Source organism: Pseudomonas sp. F007, from assembly GCF_057814275.1.
This window is the reverse complement of sequence record NZ_JBVATA010000003.1, coordinates 530,558-547,167: the sequence shown is the minus strand read 5'-3', so window position 1 is coordinate 547,167 and position 16,610 is coordinate 530,558. Positions and strand designations below refer to the sequence as shown.

Below are 16,610 nucleotides of genomic sequence, written 5' to 3'. Positions count from 1 at the left end.
GGAAATTGAAATGACCGACCAGACCACCCGCCTGCCGATTCGCCGCGCCTTGATCAGCGTTTCCGACAAGACCGGGATCCTCGAATTTGCCAAGGAACTCGAAGCCCTAGGCGTTGAGATCCTCTCCACCGGCGGGACGTTCAAGCTGTTGCAGGACAACGGTGTTGCCGCTGTGGAAGTCGCGGATTACACCGGTTTTGCTGAAATGATGGACGGTCGGGTGAAGACCCTGCACCCGAAAATCCACGGCGGGATCCTCGGTCGTCGCGGTATCGACGACGCCATCATGAGCGAGCACGGCATCAAGCCGATCGACCTGGTCGCGGTCAACCTGTACCCGTTCGAAGCCACCATCAACAAGCCAGGCTGCGACCTGCCGACCGCCATCGAGAACATCGACATTGGCGGCCCGACCATGGTCCGTTCGGCGGCGAAAAACCATAAAGACGTGGCCATCGTGGTGAATGCCAGCGACTACGCCAACGTCCTGGAAAACCTCAAGGCCGGTGGCCTGACCTACGCCCAGCGTTTCGACCTGATGCTCAAGGCGTTCGAGCACACTGCCGCCTACGACGGCATGATCGCCAACTACATGGGCACCGTGAACCAGGCTGCCGACGTCCTGTCGACTTCCGGCCGCAGCGAATTCCCGCGCACCTTCAACAGCCAGTTCATCAAGGCCCAGGAAATGCGCTACGGCGAGAACCCGCACCAGAGCGCGGCGTTCTACGTGGAGGCCAAGCCGGCCGAAGTCGGGATCGCCACCGCGACCCAACTGCAAGGCAAGGAACTGTCGTACAACAACGTGGCCGACACCGACGCCGCGCTGGAATGCGTGAAGAGCTTCGTCAAGCCGGCCTGCGTGATCGTCAAGCACGCCAACCCGTGCGGCGTGGCCGTCAGCCCGGACGCCGAAGGCGGCATCCGCAAGGCCTACGACCTGGCCTACGCCACCGACACCGAATCGGCATTCGGCGGCATCATCGCCTTCAACCGTGAGCTGGACGCTGAAACCGCCAAGGCCATCGTCGAGCGTCAGTTCGTCGAAGTGATCATCGCCCCAAGCGTCAGCGAAGAAGCCCGCGCCATCGTTGCCGCCAAGGCCAACGTACGCCTGCTGGCCTGCGGCGAGTGGTCGGCTGACCGCGCTGCGGCCTGGGACTACAAGCGCGTCAACGGTGGCCTGCTGGTGCAGAGCCGCGACATCGGCATGATCGGCGCCGACGACCTGAAAGTGGTGACCAAGCGCGCGCCAACCGAGCAAGAGATCAACGACCTGATCTTCGCCTGGAAAGTGGCCAAGTACGTTAAATCCAACGCCATTGTCTACGCCAAGAACCGCCAGACCATCGGCGTCGGCGCTGGCCAGATGAGCCGCGTCAACTCGGCACGTATTGCTGCAATCAAAGCCGAGCATGCTGGCCTGCAGGTGGCGGGCTCGGTAATGGCCTCCGACGCATTCTTCCCGTTCCGTGATGGCCTGGACAATGCGGCCAAGGCCGGTGTGACTGCGGTGATCCAGCCAGGCGGCTCGATGCGTGATGCCGAAGTGATTGCTGCGGCTGATGAAGCCGGCATCGCGATGGTATTCACCGGCATGCGCCACTTCCGCCACTAATCAGACAGCGGCCGCACTGAACCCGGCATCTGCTGCGTTGGAGCCGGCCTCGATGATGCTCATTGCCAAAAGGCAACTCCGCTCATCGAGGCCGACTCCGCCTTGCATCTACCGGCTTCATTGCGACCTCCTACAGCGTGAAGCGCTGTAGGTTCCGAACAGAATCAGCGTCATCCGAGGTTTTTGAAATGAATGTTTTGATCATTGGCAGCGGTGGCCGTGAACACGCCCTGGCCTGGAAAGTGGCTCAGGATCCGCGTGTAGAGAAAGTTTTCGTGGCCCCGGGCAACGCCGGTACCGCCATCGAAGCCAAGTGCGAAAACGTCGCGATCGACGTGCTGGCCCTTGAGCAACTGGCCGACTTTGCCGAGAAAAACGTTTCCCTGACCATCGTCGGCCCGGAAGTCCCGCTGGTTGCCGGCGTGGTCGACCTGTTCCGCTCCCGCGGCCTGGACTGCTTCGGTCCAACCGCCGGCGCTGCCCAGCTGGAAGGTTCGAAGGCTTTCACCAAGGACTTCCTGGCACGCCACAAGATTCCGACCGCCGACTACCAGAACTTCACCGAGATCGAGCCGGCCCTGGCTTATCTGCGTGAAAAAGGCGCACCGATCGTGATCAAGGCCGATGGCCTGGCCGCCGGCAAAGGCGTGATCGTCGCCATGACCCTGGCTGAAGCCGAAGACGCCGTGCGTGACATGCTCGCCGGCAATGCCTTTGGCGACGCCGGTTCGCGCGTGGTCATCGAAGAATTCCTCGACGGCGAAGAAGCCAGCTTCATCGTCATGGTCGACGGCAAGAACGTCCTGCCGATGGCCACCAGTCAGGATCACAAGCGTGTTGGCGATGCCGACACCGGTCCGAACACCGGCGGCATGGGTGCCTACTCCCCTGCGCCCGTGGTCACCGCCGAAGTTCACCAGCGCGTCATGGACCTGGTGATCTGGCCGACCGTCAACGGCATGGCCGAGGAAGGCAATGTCTACACCGGCTTCCTGTATGCCGGGCTGATGATCGACAAGGCCGGCAACCCGAAAGTCATCGAGTTCAACTGCCGCTTCGGCGATCCAGAAACCCAACCGGTGATGCTGCGCCTGCAGTCGAGCCTGGTGTTGCTGGTCGAAGCCGCACTGGCCCAGGCCCTGGACAAGGTCGAAGCGCAATGGGATCCACGCCCGAGCGTTGGCATCGTGCTGGCTGCCGGCGGCTACCCGGGCGATTACGCCAAGGGCGCGACCATTAAAGGCCTGGATGCCGCCGCCGCGCTGGAAGGCAAGGTGTTCCACGCCGGTACTGCGCTCAAGGACGGCGACGTCGTCACTGCCGGTGGTCGCGTGCTCTGTGCCACTGCCATGGGCGCTAGCGTCGGCGCGGCCCAGCAGCAAGCCTACAAGCTGGCGGCGGCGATCGACTGGGAAGGCTGCTTCTATCGCAAGGACATTGGCTACCGTGCCATTGCCCGCGAGCGTGGCGAAAGTCAGGAATAAACCAGCCATTCGGCCAGGCAAGGACCCACGGTCCTTGCCGTCCTGTTCGCGGCCTGCGCATAGTTGTAATCTGGCATCAATCTACGAAGGGATTTCGCCGTGCGCCGGCTCAGGAACGCCATAGGCTTTTGCGTCACTCTGCTGACCCTGCTCTGCATGCTCCCGGCCCAGGCTGGTGCGCAAGGCAGTGGCTGGGCGGTATTGCTCGACGATCAAGGCACCCTGCAGTTGAGCGACATTCGCTCGCCCCGCTACACCAACCAATTCAGCCCGATTGAACTCGACCGGATCACCGCTGCCGACTCCGGTGGCGCACTGTGGCTGCGCTTTCGACTCAATCCCGGCAAACACGAACAACTGCTGCGCGTCTTCGCCCCCGACCTGGCGCAGCTTGACCTCTATGTGCTGGAAGGTGAAACACTGGTTGAGCAGACCCACAGCGGCAGTGACCAGCCGCTGAGCACCCGTCCGCTGCCCAGCACCGACTTCATGGTCCCGCTGCCACAGAGCCAGGAACCGCTGGATGTCTACCTGCGCCTGGTGTCCGAACATCAGTTGCGGCCCTACATCACCCTGCAGTCGGCGGTGATGACCGCCGCCAACCAGACCCAGACGCTGATCTACGGCCTGCTGTTCGGCTGTATCGCGATGCTGATCCTGCACAACTTCACCCGCTACGCCTACACCCGCTCGCAAACCTGCCTGTGGCTGGCGGCGTGCGAAGCGCTGTTGGTGCTGGGGATGTTGCAATTGTTGAACCTGGCCGGCCCGTGGCTGCCCGATTGGGGTACGCTGCGCTCCCCCGCGGCCTACCTGGCGCTGCTGCTGACGGCCCCCTGCGGCCTGATGTTCACTTATCGCTTCTTCACGCCGCGCGGCCCACACCCGCTGAACAAGCTGCTGCTGGCCGACATTGTATTGATTGTCCTGTGCAGCCTGCTGATGCTGTTCGTCGACACCCTGCCGCTGAACCTGATGACCTACGCCCTGGTCGCCCTGGCCGGCTTGAGCATGTTGTTCGTCAGCGCTTTCCACTGGCAACAAGGCTATCGCCCGGCACGTTTTTTCGTGCTGGCGATGCTGGTATTCAACGCGGGCACGCTGATCATTCTTCCAGCCCTGCTCGGCCTGACCCTGGTTGCCCCCCAGGGCCTGATCACCACCTTGCTCGTGCTGATTTGCCTCAGCGGTCTGCTGATGGGCGTGTCGCTGAGCGAACGCCAGCGCAGCATCATGTTGAGTCGTTTCAGCATCAGCCGCGACCTGGCCGCCAGCAATGCCGAAATCAATGCCAAGGCCGAGTTCCTGGCGAAAATCAGCCACGAAATCCGCACCCCGATGAATGGCGTGCTGGGCATGACCGAGCTGCTGCTGGGCACGCCGCTGTCGGTCAAGCAGCGTGACTACGTGCAGACCATCCACAGCGCCGGCAACGAACTGCTCACGCTGATCAACGAAATCCTCGATATCTCGAAGCTCGAATCCGGGCAAATCGAACTGGACGATGTGCAGTTCGACCTCAATGCGCTGGTCGAAGACTGCCTGAGCATCTTCCGGGCGAAGGCCGAACAACAGAACGTCGAGCTCATCAGCTTCATCCAGCCGCAAGTGCCGCGAGTGATCAGCGGCGACCCGACGCGTCTGCGCCAGACGCTGCTGAGCCTGCTGGAAAACGCCATGAAAAACACCGAGGAAGGCGAAATTCTGATCGTCGTCGCCCTCGATGAGCGCAGCACCACGCCTCGCCTGCGCATCGCCGTGCAGGACAGCGGGCAGCCGATGGACGCCGAGGAACGCGAACTGCTGATGCACGCCGAGTTGCACAGCAAGAACTTCCTCGCGGCCACCCGCCTGGGCGGCAATCTGGGGCTGGTGATCGCGCGGCGACTGGTGCTGATGATGCACGGGGAATTTGGCATCAAGTGCGGCAGTACCCAGGGCAGTACCCTGTGGCTGACCTTGCCGCTGGACCCGGATCGCCTCGAGCACCCGACCTCCGACCTCGACGGACCGCTGCAAGGCGCACGGGTATTGGTGGTGGATGACAACGATACCTGCCGCAAAGTGCTGGTCCAGCAATGCACGGCCTGGGGCCTGAACGTCAGTGCCGTGCCGTCCGGCAAAGAGGCGCTGGCCCTGCTGCGGACCAAGGCGCACCTGCGTGACTACTTCGACGTGGTCCTGCTCGACCAGAACATGCCCGGCATGACCGGCATGCAACTGGCCGCCAAGATCAAGGAAGACCCGAGCCTGAACCACGACATCCTGCTGATCATGCTCACCGGCATCAGCAACGCGCCGAGCAAGATCATCGCGCGTAACGCCGGGATCAAGCGCATCCTCGCCAAACCCGTGGCCGGCTACACCCTCAAGACCACCCTCGCGGACGAACTGACCCAACGCAACAAGGGCCCGGCGCTCGCGCCGCCCTCACCCGGCAAGGCGCCAGTGGAAGTCAGCGTACCCAGCGATTTCCGCATCCTGGTGGCCGAGGACAACAGCATCTCGACCAAGGTGATCCGCGGCATGCTCGGCAAGCTCAACCTGCAGCCGGACACCGCCAGCAACGGCGAAGAAGCGCTGAAGGCGATGAAAGCGCAGCGCTATGACCTGGTCTTGATGGATTGCGAAATGCCGATCCTCGACGGCTTCTCCGCCACCCAGCAGCTGCGCGCCTGGGAAGTCGGCAATCAACGCAGCCGCACCCCGGTGGTGGCCCTGACCGCGCACATCCTCGCCGAACACAAGGAACGCGCGCGCCAGGCGGGAATGGACGGTCATATGGCCAAGCCGGTGGAACTGTCGCAATTGCGTGAGCTGATCGAATATTGGGTGGCCCAGCGCGATCAGCTCAACCGCAGCGCATCGACCTCCTGAAGTATCGGCGGGGCAATTGAGGCACTAGAGATGCAGGCTGTTGATGTACTTCAGGGAATGACTCAGCACCGACTTTTTCACCCTCTCGCGATAATCGCCATAGTGCAGCAAATTGAGGGTAACCGAGGCGATCTGCTCGGTGCTGTCGTGCACTTGGGCGGCGCCTTTTCCAAACAGAAAACCTGAGCCCCTGCGACTCACTCGAAACTCTCGGTGGTAGAGCCCCAGTACGACCTTGTTCGGGCCGTCCATGACACAGGGAATCATCTGAAAGACACCAGCCTCTGCGGTGTAGGCTATATCGTCGAACAACGCGATCGCCTGCGCATCACGCTCCATCGCACCCAAGGCACTGCGCATGGGGCTGGCATAGCGCTCACCCAGATTCAGCTCGATCTGCCGGGCGCCCTGGCTGCCCAACGCATCATCGGCCAGAGGCGATAACCGCTGAGGTTTTGGCACATCCCAGCCGAGAAACTGCAGCTGCTTTCGGTAGTAGTCAAACCAACTTCCCGAGAGTCCGTCATTGACCGCCGCACGGGTGGCCTGTTGCGCGTAGGCGGTGATCATGTAGATGTCTTCCCGGTGGGCCGCGGTCAAGTCCCCGGCAAATGCAACGACACTCGCGCCCACCACGGCCGCCTGCGAATCGAAATGGGTCATGACGTCATCTCCCCTGAACCGTCATTTAGCGGTGCGTCCAACGGCCGCAGGTTTGCATTCAGTTTGTCTTTGACCTTCACCGCGATTGCGCGGCGTGCCGGTCGGTAAAGAAACTCTGACAGGTTGGCCTGGGCAAAACGAAGACCGACAGCACCATTTACCCGCTCTGTCTGGAAACGCTGCCATGGATTGAATTCGGTCTGCTGCCGGGTCGTGAACTCGGCAAACACACTGGTAAACGAAGTGGGTGATTGCGCCACGATGACCAGCACACCTGCCCCATTCAGCGATTGAGCCGTTGATGCCACTGCCGCGTGATTGCTCCTGGCACTGGCGGTGGTTTCAGCGCCCCGGGTGCTGGAAATCTGCTGCAATGCCGGCGTCAGGTATTGGCTACCCTCCGGCGCCCTGTCGATCACCACCTGGGTGATCCACTCGAAAAAAGAATGGCTGCCGTGATCGCTGATCTGCAGGTCGTATCGTACTTTTGACTGCCTCACCCAGAAATCATCAAGCACACTGACATAGCAGTCGTACCAGTTGGCCTCGGCATCGTCCTCGACTTTCCTGTTGGCAACCAACTGCGCCAACAGTACCGAGTTAATCAGATCAGCGTACGTTGTTGCCTGGCTTTTTTCGGGCAATACCAGAACAGCACGCCCAAGTACAAAAATGGAGTAATTCGCTTCCATACCAAGTCTCCTTATTCAAAGTGGGAGCACCGTCAAGTGCTCCCCGACGCCACTTATATCTGATACTCCGCAATTTTATTCAGCGCATTGGTTGTTATGTACTCTTCAACTTTCGATCGAGTGGCCCTGGCGACTACATCGTTCTTGGAGAATACCGATTCACCACGATAAAGTTTTACATTACGAACATCGACATCCACGAACAAGACCTTGTCCGACCTGTTCTGGCGCTTGAAACGCACCACCCCAATCGACATTTTGGCCTCACCATTGACCTCGCTGCAGGCACCGACAGCCATGCCTCCCACACCATGCTCCAGCAGGTTCCGCTCGTAGAGTGTCAGCGCTGTATCACGCGCGCTGAGCGCAGCCACTGCGTCGCCTGCGACCTTCAACATGAGGGTAGTCGTTGGTCCTGGCAGCGCAGCCGCAGTAATCGCAGAGCCCAGGATCTTCAGTACCAGCTTGTCCATGCGGACACTGGTGCCTTCAATATTCATGTTGCTGTAAAAGGTGGAAATAGACGGCCAACCCGTATTACGCATTACCTCGCAGAATTTTGAATACCACGCTTGGCCTTGATCTTCTCCCGGGTGATCTCGGGTGGCAATCAGCGTCGCATGGAAGAACGCATTCTGCGCATCCGTCCTGTTTTCGCTGCTGAGGTTGCCACTGAACGAAAGAATTGCCTCGCCAATAATCGCGGCTTTCGCAGGGGCCTCGATATCCGCCTCCGGGGACATGAAACCACGAATAGCGGGGCCTGCAGCATGGTATGAATCCAAGGCTTTCAGGCAAGAAGAAACATAAGCATCACTTACATACTCGTTCATACATCACAATCCTTATAAGAATATAAAAACAAGTTCTCCATGAACTTGCCAAAGCCACAATATAGAAACAAGCCAAACAACCACAATCGAAAAGTGTAACTTGCTATCCGCCACGAACAACAACTACCGAGTCAAGTTTTTCTGCACAATCACCCACAAACTACAGATCGGCTGCTAGACTCGCCCTCAACTCTCCAGCGACAGGTTTCAGCCATGCTTCACGTGTTGTTCAGCGTTTACCTGAAGATGCTGGTGCTCTACAGCCCGTTCTTCGTCCTGTCCTGTTTCATCAGCCTGACCCGTGGCTACTCCAACAAGGAACGTCGACGCCTGGCCTGGAAGGTGGCCCTGGCGACCCTGGTTTCCAGTGTCCTGCTGTATCTGTTCGGGCGGGTGATTTTCAATGTGTTCGGCATCACCGTAGACGCCTTTCGCATCGGCGCCGGCAGCGTGCTGTTCATCTCGGCGTTGGGCATGGCCCAGGGTAAATCAGCGGTGCAGACCGACAACGTGCAGCAGGACGTGACCATCGTGCCGCTGACCATTCCGCTGACGGTCGGCCCTGGCACCATCGGCGCCCTGCTGGTGATGGGCGTTGGACAACCGCACTGGGATGACAAGCTCACCGCGATCCTCAGCATCGCCCTGGCCAGTTTCACGGTCGGCGTGGTGCTCTATCTGTCCAACCGCATCGAACGCATTCTCGGCGACCAGGGCTTGCAGATTGTCAGCCGCCTGATGGGCTTGTTCGTCTGCGCGCTGGCGGCGCAGATTATCTTTACCGGGGTCAGGGGCTATCTGGTCCCCTGAGCCGCGTGGATCAAGCACAAAAAAGGCCAGCGACAGGGTTATCGCTGGCCTGATTCCTTCAAGCAACCCAAGCGCTCAGGAACGCGGTTTTTCACCGTACCAGCGCGGCGTGTACACCCAGTCCCCGCCCTCGGCACGAGGGAACACGCAGGTTGTCGACGAGCCGATCAGGACCATGGTGCGCATGTCCACCTGGTCCGGGGTCAGTGCGCCCAGGGTGGTGGTGCGCAGCGTCTGTCCCGGACGTCCGATGTCACGTCCCAGCACCACCGGCGTCGCCGCGTTGCGGTGTTGCGCGACGATTTCCAGGGCGCGCCCCAACTGCCAGGGGCGCGAGCGCGAGATCGGGTTGTAGAACGCCAGCGCCAGGTCGGCCTCGGCGGCCAGGTCCAGGCGTTTTTCGATGATCGACCAGGGCTTGAGGTTGTCCGACAGCGACATCACGCAGAAGTCATGGCCCAGTGGCGCACCGGCTTGCGCAGCGGTCGCCAGCGAGGCCGAGACGCCGGGCAGGATTTCCAGCTCGACACGGTGCCAGCTCGGCTCACTGGACTCGTGCAACGCCTCGAGCACGGCCGCCGCCATGGCGAACACGCCCGGGTCACCGGACGACACCACGATCACCGAACGTCCCTGCGCCGCCAGCTCGAAAGCATGGCGGGCACGCTGCATTTCTTCGCGGTTATCGGTGCAATGCTGCACCTGATCGGCACGGAACGGGCCGGCCATGCGCACGTAGGTTTCATAGCCCAGGACGTCGGTGGCCCGTGCCAGCTCGGCCTTCACCGCCGGCACCATCAGCTCGGACGCGCCGGGGCCGAGGCCAATGACGGCCAGGCGACCGCGGGCACGACCGATCTGGTTGACCTGCAATGGCTGTGGAGCGATCGCGATGGCAACAGCCTCAGTCGATTCGATGATCTGCGCCCCTGGCACGGCGCTCCGGGCCAATGCACCAGTGCTGTCTGCTGCTGCGACAAACCGCAGCGGCACACCGCACGCCGATGCTGCTTCGCGCAGGGCCGGATTGGCCATTTCGTCCTCGGACGCGACCAGACAAGCCACTGCCTGCACGGCCACGTTTGCCTGATGCAATGCAGCGCGGATCTGCTCGGACGCGGCACCCGCGCTCACCGCCACCGCCACGCTGCGCGGGTAGATCAGCAATTCATGCCGGTTCGCTACACGCTCGGCGCTGCCGATGTGAATCGAATGCTGCGCCTGCGGATCCTCAAGCAATTGCGCCTGATCCAGCCAGGGCGCGGCGCCTTCGATGCGCACGCTGTGCCCGGCCAGCAGGTCGGAAACGAAACGCTTGCCCTGCTCCAGATCAGCCAGGGCATAACCGGCAGGCGGATTGAGCAGGCAAGTGCCAAAGCGCAACTCGCCACTGGTGGTAATGGCTGGCGCGACTTCAAGGGCGGCGGCAATCTCTCGCGCCATATCATTCACCCCACCCAGGCCGCCGAGCAGCGGTACCACCGCGCTGCCGTCTTCGGCCACTGCCAGTACCGGCGGTTCGGCGCCCTTTTCCAGCAACAGCGGGGCCAGGGTGCGGATGACGATGCCTGCCGCGCAGAGCGCAACAATCGGCGTGTCGTGCTGGTACAGCTCGCGCAAGGTGTTGCCGAATTCGAGGTAGGTGCAGTCGGCACCCTCAACCCGACCCGCGAGGCCGTGGATCTGCGCAGCAGGATAGACCTGCTGGATGCGGCGCGCGGTGGCCAGGCTGCCCTGGCCAAGGATGACAATCGCCGGCGTGGAATCAGTCATCAGCCTTGCCACCTTTCACCGGGAACGATGATCAACGAGAAGTACGGCGACGACATCGGCTCGACCTGATCCAGCGGCACAATCTTCTGGTTGGCCATGGTCGCGCGTTCGACATACAACGCACGTTCGGCCAGGCCCAGCTCCACCAGCACCTCGCGAACTTTTGGCAGGTTGCGCCCCAGCTTCATGATTACCGCCGCATCGGCATCGGCCAGGCGCCGCTTGAGCTCCTCATGCGGCAGTACACCGGACAGCACCGACAAGCTCTGATTGCGATACACCAACGGCGCCCCCAATACCGACGCGCCGCCGAGCATCGAGCAGACACCGGGCACTACCTGCGCTTCGTAGCGTTGCGCCAGGCGATCGTGCAGGTACATGTAGGAGCCGTAGAAGAACGGGTCCCCCTCGCAGATCACCGCCACGTCACGCCCGGCATCCAGATGAGCAGCCAATTGCTCGGCGGCGCCATCGTAGAAATCGCTGATCACTTGCTCGTACGACAGCGGCGGCGCCAGCGTCTCGGTGGTCACCGGATATACCAACGGCAGCAGGTTCTGCGCATCCTGCAGATGAGCCTCGATGATGCCGAAAGCGTTGCCCTTCTTGCCCTTGGCCACGAAATACGCCACCACCGGCGACTCGCGCAGCAGGCGCAGGGCCTTGACGGTAATCAGTTCGGGATCACCGGGGCCCACGCCAAGGCCGATCAAACGTCCGGGTTGCTGCATCATTCAATCTCCGTGGCGAGGGCATTGACCGCTGCGGCGGCCATGGCGCTGCCGCCCAGCCGACCTTGCATGATCACGAATGGCACGCCCCGGCTGTCCGCCGCGAGCATGGCCTTGGATTCGGCGGCACCGACAAAGCCCACCGGGAAGCCGAGGATCAACGCCGGTTTAGGCGCGCCGGCATCGAGCATTTCCAGCAGGTAGAACAACGCGGTCGGGGCATTGCCGATCACCACCACGCTGCCCTCCAGGTGCGGACGCCACAGCTCAAGCGCCGCCGCGGAGCGGGTGTTGCCCAGCTCCCGGGCCAGTTCCGGCACGCTGTCGTCACGCAGGGTGCAGATCACCGGGTTGTTGGCCGGCAGGCGCGCGCGGGTCACGCCTTCGCTGACCATGCGCGCATCGCACAGGATCGGCGCACCGGCGGCCAGCGCCTCGCGCCCGGCCTTGCCTGCGCCTTCGGAAAACTGCAGGCCGTCGATGGCCTCGACCATGCCGCAGGCGTGGATCACCCGCACCGCGAGCTTTTCCAGGTCGGCCGGGATCCGGTCCAGGTTCGCCTCGGCGCGAATGATCGCGAAGGAGTTGCGATAGATCTCCTGACCGTCGCGGATGTAATCAAGCATCAAGGGGGCTCCGTGAGCGGGCGTCGAGCAAGGCGCCGACCGCGTCGATAGTAAGGTTGCGTGCGTGCAGGGCGCCAAAACCCGGCTGCCGTGCATCGCGAAAATAGAGGTCGTAATGACCGGCGCCCACTGCCAGCAAGGTGACGGGCGCCGTGTGCGCCGAGGCGCAGGAACGCGGGCAACCGGACAGGTGCACGTGCCGCTCGGTGCCGGGGCGTTGCAGCAGCGCGGCCAACTGCATGGCGTCGTGCTTGGTGTCGGCCAGGCCCTTGGCACAGCCCGCCGAACCGGTGCAGGCCAACAAATGAGCCAGAGGTTGCGCGGCATCGAGGACAAATCCAAGATCTTGCAGTTGTTGGCTGAGCAGCGGCGCATCCTGAGCGCGGATGTTCGGCAGCAGCAGGCTTTGCCACGGGGTCAGGCGCAGGCTGGCATCACCGAAGGTCTCGCTCAGGCGCGCGGCGCCCTTGAGCATTGACGGATTCAAGCGCCCCAGCGGCGGCACGGCGCCGACATGCACTCGGCCTGCCTCGCGTTGCGCATGCGTACCGATGTGCCGATGGGCCTCGGCCGGCGCACGCTGCCATTGATCGATGGGATGCAACGCGACGCGCTCGGCTAAAGACTGCAGCAACGACGCTGCGCAACACTCCGCCAGCACATGGCGCATGCGGGTCTGCTCCGGTCGCGCGCGCTCAAGGAACAGCTCCAGTACCGCGATCACCAGGGCATGGCCGTCTTCGACGCGCACGGCAGCCAGCGGAGTATCCGTCGGGCAACCCGCCAGGCCGAATGCCAGCCAGCCTTCCCCCCCACGCTCGACAGCACTCAACCAGAGGTCATGGGGATGCTCAAGCATCGCCAGCGCCTCGCCGCCATCCAATTGCACGGCGAACTTGGCCGACAGGTCGTGAAACAGCGGGTTGTCTTCCAGGCTGGCGAGAATGAGCGCCGCCATCGGCCGGGTGTCGAGCACGCTGTGCGGATCAATCCCCGCCGTCGGGCTGAGCATCAGGTTGCGCACATCGTCACCGGCCGCCGAGCGTGGGCCCAGGCCCGCCGCCAGCAGGCGGTCGATCAAGCCTCGGGATTCGCCGCCAATCCCGCGAATCTGCAGGTTGCCGCGGTTGGTCGCCTCGATCACCCCGCCGGCAAACCGCTCGGCAGCCTCGGCCACCGCGATTGCCTGGGCCGCCGTGATCGCTCCGCCGCTGAGCTTGATCCGGCAGATCCCGCCATCCAGTGCCTGGACGATACGCAGCAACCCCGGGCAGGCCGAGGGGCGTAAGGTGGTGTGCTGCTGAGGCTCGTTCAAAGGGGGCGACCGGCTGTGAGGTAGAAGCGCTTCGCAGGCGAAGGCGCGGTATTATGCCTGCTTTGTCCGACAGCATGAAAAGCCTGCCTGTCGGAACCTGCCTGTTCGAGGAATATAGATGACCCCCTGGCTGACAGTCGTAGGCATCGGTGAAGACGGCTTCAAGGGGCTGGGCAAGCTCGCCCGCCGCGCGCTGCTGGGTGCCACGCGGATCGTTGGCGGCCAGCGCCAACTCGATCTATTGCCGGTGTGCATTCGCGGTGAACGCCAGCTCTGGCCCAGCCCGTTCTCCCTGGAGCCGCTGTTGGCGCAGCGCGGCGAGCCGGTCTGTGTGCTGGCCAGCGGTGACCCGATGTTTTTTGGCGTCGGTGCCAGCCTGGCGCGGCAGATCCCCGGCGACGAAATGCTGGTCCTCCCCGCCCCTTCATCCTGCGCCCTGGCGGCGGCACGCATGGGCTGGCCGCTGCAGGACACGGTCACGGTATCGCTGGTGGCCCGGCCTGTGGCGGCAATCAATGCACAACTCTATTGCGGCGTGCGCCTGCTGGTCCTGAGCAACGATAGGCACAGCCCGGCAGCGGTGGCGACGCTGTTGCGCGAGCGCGGTTTCGGCCCGAGCCGCATGACGGTGCTGGAGCATCTGGGCGGTGAAACCGAGCGACGTATCGACGGCATCGCCAGCGATTGGACAAACTCAACGCTGGCCAACTTGAACCTGATCGCCATCGAGTGCCTCGCCGACCCTGGCACACCGCGCCTGTCGCGCCTGGCCGGGCTGCCGGACTCGGCATTCGCCCATGACGGCCAACTGACCAAGCGCGATGTGCGCGCCGTGACCCTGGCCCGCCTGGCGCCGACGCCCGGCGAGCTGCTGTGGGATGTCGGCGCCGGTTCCGGTTCGATCGGAATCGAGTGGATGCGCGCCCACCCCAGTTGCCGCGCCCTGGCCATCGAAGCCGATGCCGGCCGCCAAGCGCTGATCGAACGCAACCGCGACACCCTCGGCGTGCCCGGCCTGCAACTGATTCGCGGCAGCGCGCCTGCAGCGTTGGCCGGGCTCGAGCGGCCGGACGCGATTTTCATCGGCGGCGGCGTGACCCGCGATGGCGTGCTGCAAACCTGCTGGGAGCAACTCAAGCCCGGCGGCCGCCTGGTTGCCAATGCCGTCACCCTGCAAAGCGAAATGACCCTGATGGCCTGGCGCGAGCGCCATGGCGGTGAGCTGACACGGATTCATATCGCCCAGGCGCAGCCTCTGGGCGAGTTCGACACCTGGCGCCAGGCGCTGCCGATCACCCTGCTCGATCTGGTCAAACCCCTCGATGCGTGACGAAACCGCCGAACAACCCGCGCCCCTGCGCAGCGGCCTGACCACCGGCAGCTGCGCCACCGCCACCAGCCTTGCCGCGGCGCGCCTGCTGCTCGGCGGCGTGAGCAGTGATGCGGTGCAGATCACGCTGCCCAAGGGCAAGCAGGTGACGATGCGCCTGGAGTTCTGCCGCTTGACGCCCACGGGCGCCGAAGCCGGCACGCTCAAGGATGCCGGGGACGATCCGGACGTGACCCACGGCGCCCTGCTCTTCAGCCAGGTTCGCCTGCTGGCCGGGCCCGGCATTCGTTTCGTGGCCGGCACCGGTGTCGGCACCGTGACCCGTCCGGGGCTGGTGCTGGCGGTGGGCGAACCGGCGATCAACCCGGTTCCACGCAAGATGATCAGCGATCACCTGTCGGCGCTGGCCCTGGAGCTTGGCTACCACGGCGGTTTCGAGGTCACGGTGAACGTTCGCGATGGCGAGGCCCTGGCGTTGAAAACCATGAACCCACGCCTGGGCATTCTCGGCGGGCTGTCGATCCTCGGCACCAGCGGCATTGTCCGGCCATTTTCCTGCGCGGCCTACATCGCTTCGATCCACCAGGGCATCGACGTCGCCAAGACCAACGGGTACCTGCATATCGCCGCGTGCACCGGCAATGCCAGCGAGGACACCATGCGCAGGGTCTACAACCTGCCGGAAATCGCCCTGATCGAAATGGGCGACTTTGTCGGCGCGGTACTCAAGCATCTGCGCAAAGTGCCTGTGGATAAACTCAGCCTGTGCGGCGGTTTCGGCAAGATCAGCAAGCTCGCCGCCGGGCACATGGATTTGCACAGCCGACATTCAAGCATCGACCTGCCGCAACTGGCGCAATGGGCGCTGGAGTGCGGGGCCGAAGAGGGCCTGGCGCAAGGGATTCGCGAGGCCAATACCAGTCAGCAGGCCCTGGCCATGGCCAGCGCCGCCGGGATCGCCCTCGGTGATGCAGTGTGCCAACACGCCCTGGATTTCGCCCGCAGCGTGGTGCCCGCCCAGGTTCAGGTCGAGGTGTTTGCCATCGACCGCCAGGGTGGAATTGTCGGTCACGCCGGAGCCCTGCAATGAAGCGCCTGCTAGTGCTCGGCGGCGTCACCGAGGCCCTGGCCATTGCCCGCACACTGGAGGCGCCGCATATCTACAGCCTGGCCGGCGTGGGACGAGTCCCCACCGACCTGAAGTGTCAGGTGCGGGTTGGCGGCTATGGCGGCGCCCAAGGCCTGGCCCAGTTTATTCAGGACCAGGGCATCGACCTGCTGCTCGACGCCACCCATCCCTATGCGGCGCAAATCAGCCAGAACGCGGTCACCGCCGCGCAACACAGTGGCATCCCATGCTGGGCGCTGCGCCGCCCGGCGTGGCAAGCCGAGGCCGGAGATGACTGGCGCGAAGTCGCTGACTGGGCCGAGCTGACCGAGGCCTTGCAGCCGTTCAAGCGCCCGCTGTTCACCCTCGGTCGCGAGCCGTTGCAGCACCTCGATGAAATTCCTGCCGGGCAGTTCTGGACCCTGCGCGCGCTGGAGGTTTACCCCGGCAACCCGCGCTGCGAAGTCATAGGTGCCCGCGGGCCGTTCCATTTGGAAGACGAACGCACCCTGTTCGAGCGTCGCGATATCGATGTGCTGATCAGCAAGAACAGTGGCAGCAGCGCCACCGAGCCCAAACTGGAGGTGGCCCGAGAACGCGGGGTGCCGGTGCTGATTCTCAAGCGTCCGGTATTGCCGGAGGTCGATCGGGCGTTTGCCAGCGTGGGTGAGGTGTTGGAGGCGCTGGCAGATCAGCGCTGACGGCAGGTCAAAATGCGGAATTTTTCCACAGGCCTTGGAGTGCGCATCC

At 63.3% G+C, this 16,610-nt stretch carries 14 protein-coding genes; 7 read left to right on the top strand and 7 right to left on the bottom strand.

Annotated elements, in window-relative coordinates:
* Nucleotides 1-10: 10 nt before the first annotated feature.
* The 3 genes from purH (at nt 11) to ACZYR5_RS09880 (ending at nt 5,979) form a co-directional block, all read left to right on the top strand.
* Nucleotides 11-1,618 (top strand): bifunctional phosphoribosylaminoimidazolecarboxamide formyltransferase/IMP cyclohydrolase, encoded by a 1,608-nt coding sequence (purH, locus tag ACZYR5_RS09890; RefSeq protein WP_489089452.1) that lies wholly within the window; start codon nt 11-13, stop codon nt 1,616-1,618.
* A gap of 188 nt (nt 1,619-1,806) precedes the next feature.
* Entirely contained in the window at nt 1,807-3,102 is a 1,296-nt protein-coding gene (purD, locus tag ACZYR5_RS09885) for a phosphoribosylamine--glycine ligase (RefSeq protein ID WP_489089451.1), read from the top strand.
* 99 nt (nt 3,103-3,201) lie between these two features.
* A complete protein-coding gene (locus ACZYR5_RS09880; protein WP_489089450.1) occupies nt 3,202-5,979 on the top strand; it encodes a hybrid sensor histidine kinase/response regulator in 2,778 nt (925 codons plus the stop codon).
* A 24-nt stretch (nt 5,980-6,003) separates the two neighbouring features.
* Here ACZYR5_RS09880 and ACZYR5_RS09875 read toward each other — a convergent pair whose 3' ends face one another.
* Genes ACZYR5_RS09875 through ACZYR5_RS09865 form a run of 3 tightly spaced genes read right to left on the bottom strand, consistent with a single transcriptional unit; the run spans nt 6,004 to nt 8,167 of the window.
* Complete coding sequence (locus ACZYR5_RS09875) at nt 6,004-6,642, bottom strand: hypothetical protein (protein WP_489089449.1); 639 nt, start codon at nt 6,640-6,642, stop codon at nt 6,004-6,006.
* Nucleotides 6,639-7,334 carry a hypothetical protein gene (locus tag ACZYR5_RS09870; protein ID WP_489089448.1) on the bottom strand — a complete coding sequence of 232 codons (696 nt, stop codon included), beginning with the start codon at nt 7,332-7,334 and terminating at the stop codon, nt 6,639-6,641. The genes ACZYR5_RS09875 and ACZYR5_RS09870 overlap by 4 nt, the downstream gene beginning before the upstream one ends.
* Before the next feature lie 53 nt (nt 7,335-7,387).
* Nucleotides 7,388-8,167: a hypothetical protein gene (locus tag ACZYR5_RS09865; RefSeq protein WP_489089447.1), complete on the bottom strand. Its 780-nt coding sequence runs from the start codon at nt 8,165-8,167 to the stop codon at nt 7,388-7,390.
* 213 nt (nt 8,168-8,380) lie between these two features.
* Between ACZYR5_RS09865 and ACZYR5_RS09860 the strand changes: the two genes are divergently transcribed.
* Complete coding sequence (locus ACZYR5_RS09860; protein ID WP_027617608.1) at nt 8,381-8,977, top strand: MarC family protein; 597 nt, start codon at nt 8,381-8,383, stop codon at nt 8,975-8,977.
* Nucleotides 8,978-9,052: 75 nt separating this feature from the next.
* Here ACZYR5_RS09860 and cobJ read toward each other — a convergent pair whose 3' ends face one another.
* From cobJ to cobG, 4 genes are read right to left on the bottom strand one after another with little or no spacing between them, the layout of a single operon-like run.
* Nucleotides 9,053-10,750 (bottom strand): precorrin-3B C(17)-methyltransferase, encoded by a 1,698-nt coding sequence (gene cobJ, locus ACZYR5_RS09855; RefSeq protein ID WP_489089446.1) that lies wholly within the window; start codon nt 10,748-10,750, stop codon nt 9,053-9,055.
* A complete protein-coding gene (locus ACZYR5_RS09850; RefSeq protein ID WP_489089533.1) occupies nt 10,750-11,481 on the bottom strand; it encodes a precorrin-2 C(20)-methyltransferase in 732 nt (243 codons plus the stop codon). The genes cobJ and ACZYR5_RS09850 overlap by 1 nt, the downstream gene beginning before the upstream one ends.
* Nucleotides 11,481-12,107, bottom strand: a complete 627-nt coding sequence (locus tag ACZYR5_RS09845; protein WP_489089445.1) for a precorrin-8X methylmutase — start codon at nt 12,105-12,107, stop codon at nt 11,481-11,483. Before ACZYR5_RS09845 ends, ACZYR5_RS09850 begins: the two co-directional genes overlap by 1 nt.
* Nucleotides 12,100-13,422, bottom strand: a complete 1,323-nt coding sequence (gene cobG, locus ACZYR5_RS09840; protein ID WP_489089444.1) for a precorrin-3B synthase — start codon at nt 13,420-13,422, stop codon at nt 12,100-12,102. Before cobG ends, ACZYR5_RS09845 begins: the two co-directional genes overlap by 8 nt.
* Before the next feature lie 118 nt (nt 13,423-13,540).
* Here cobG and cbiE point away from each other — a divergent pair, with 118 nt between their 5' ends.
* From cbiE to ACZYR5_RS09825, 3 genes are read left to right on the top strand one after another with little or no spacing between them, the layout of a single operon-like run.
* Nucleotides 13,541-14,752 carry a precorrin-6y C5,15-methyltransferase (decarboxylating) subunit CbiE gene (cbiE, locus tag ACZYR5_RS09835; protein ID WP_489089443.1) on the top strand — a complete coding sequence of 404 codons (1,212 nt, stop codon included), beginning with the start codon at nt 13,541-13,543 and terminating at the stop codon, nt 14,750-14,752.
* Nucleotides 14,745-15,842 carry a cobalt-precorrin-5B (C(1))-methyltransferase gene (locus ACZYR5_RS09830; RefSeq protein ID WP_489089442.1) on the top strand — a complete coding sequence of 366 codons (1,098 nt, stop codon included), beginning with the start codon at nt 14,745-14,747 and terminating at the stop codon, nt 15,840-15,842. Before cbiE ends, ACZYR5_RS09830 begins: the two co-directional genes overlap by 8 nt.
* On the top strand, nt 15,839-16,561 hold the full coding sequence (locus ACZYR5_RS09825) for a cobalt-precorrin-6A reductase (RefSeq protein WP_489089441.1): 723 nt from the start codon (nt 15,839-15,841) through the stop codon (nt 16,559-16,561). The genes ACZYR5_RS09830 and ACZYR5_RS09825 overlap by 4 nt, the downstream gene beginning before the upstream one ends.
* The last annotated feature ends 49 nt before the right edge of the window (nt 16,562-16,610 follow it).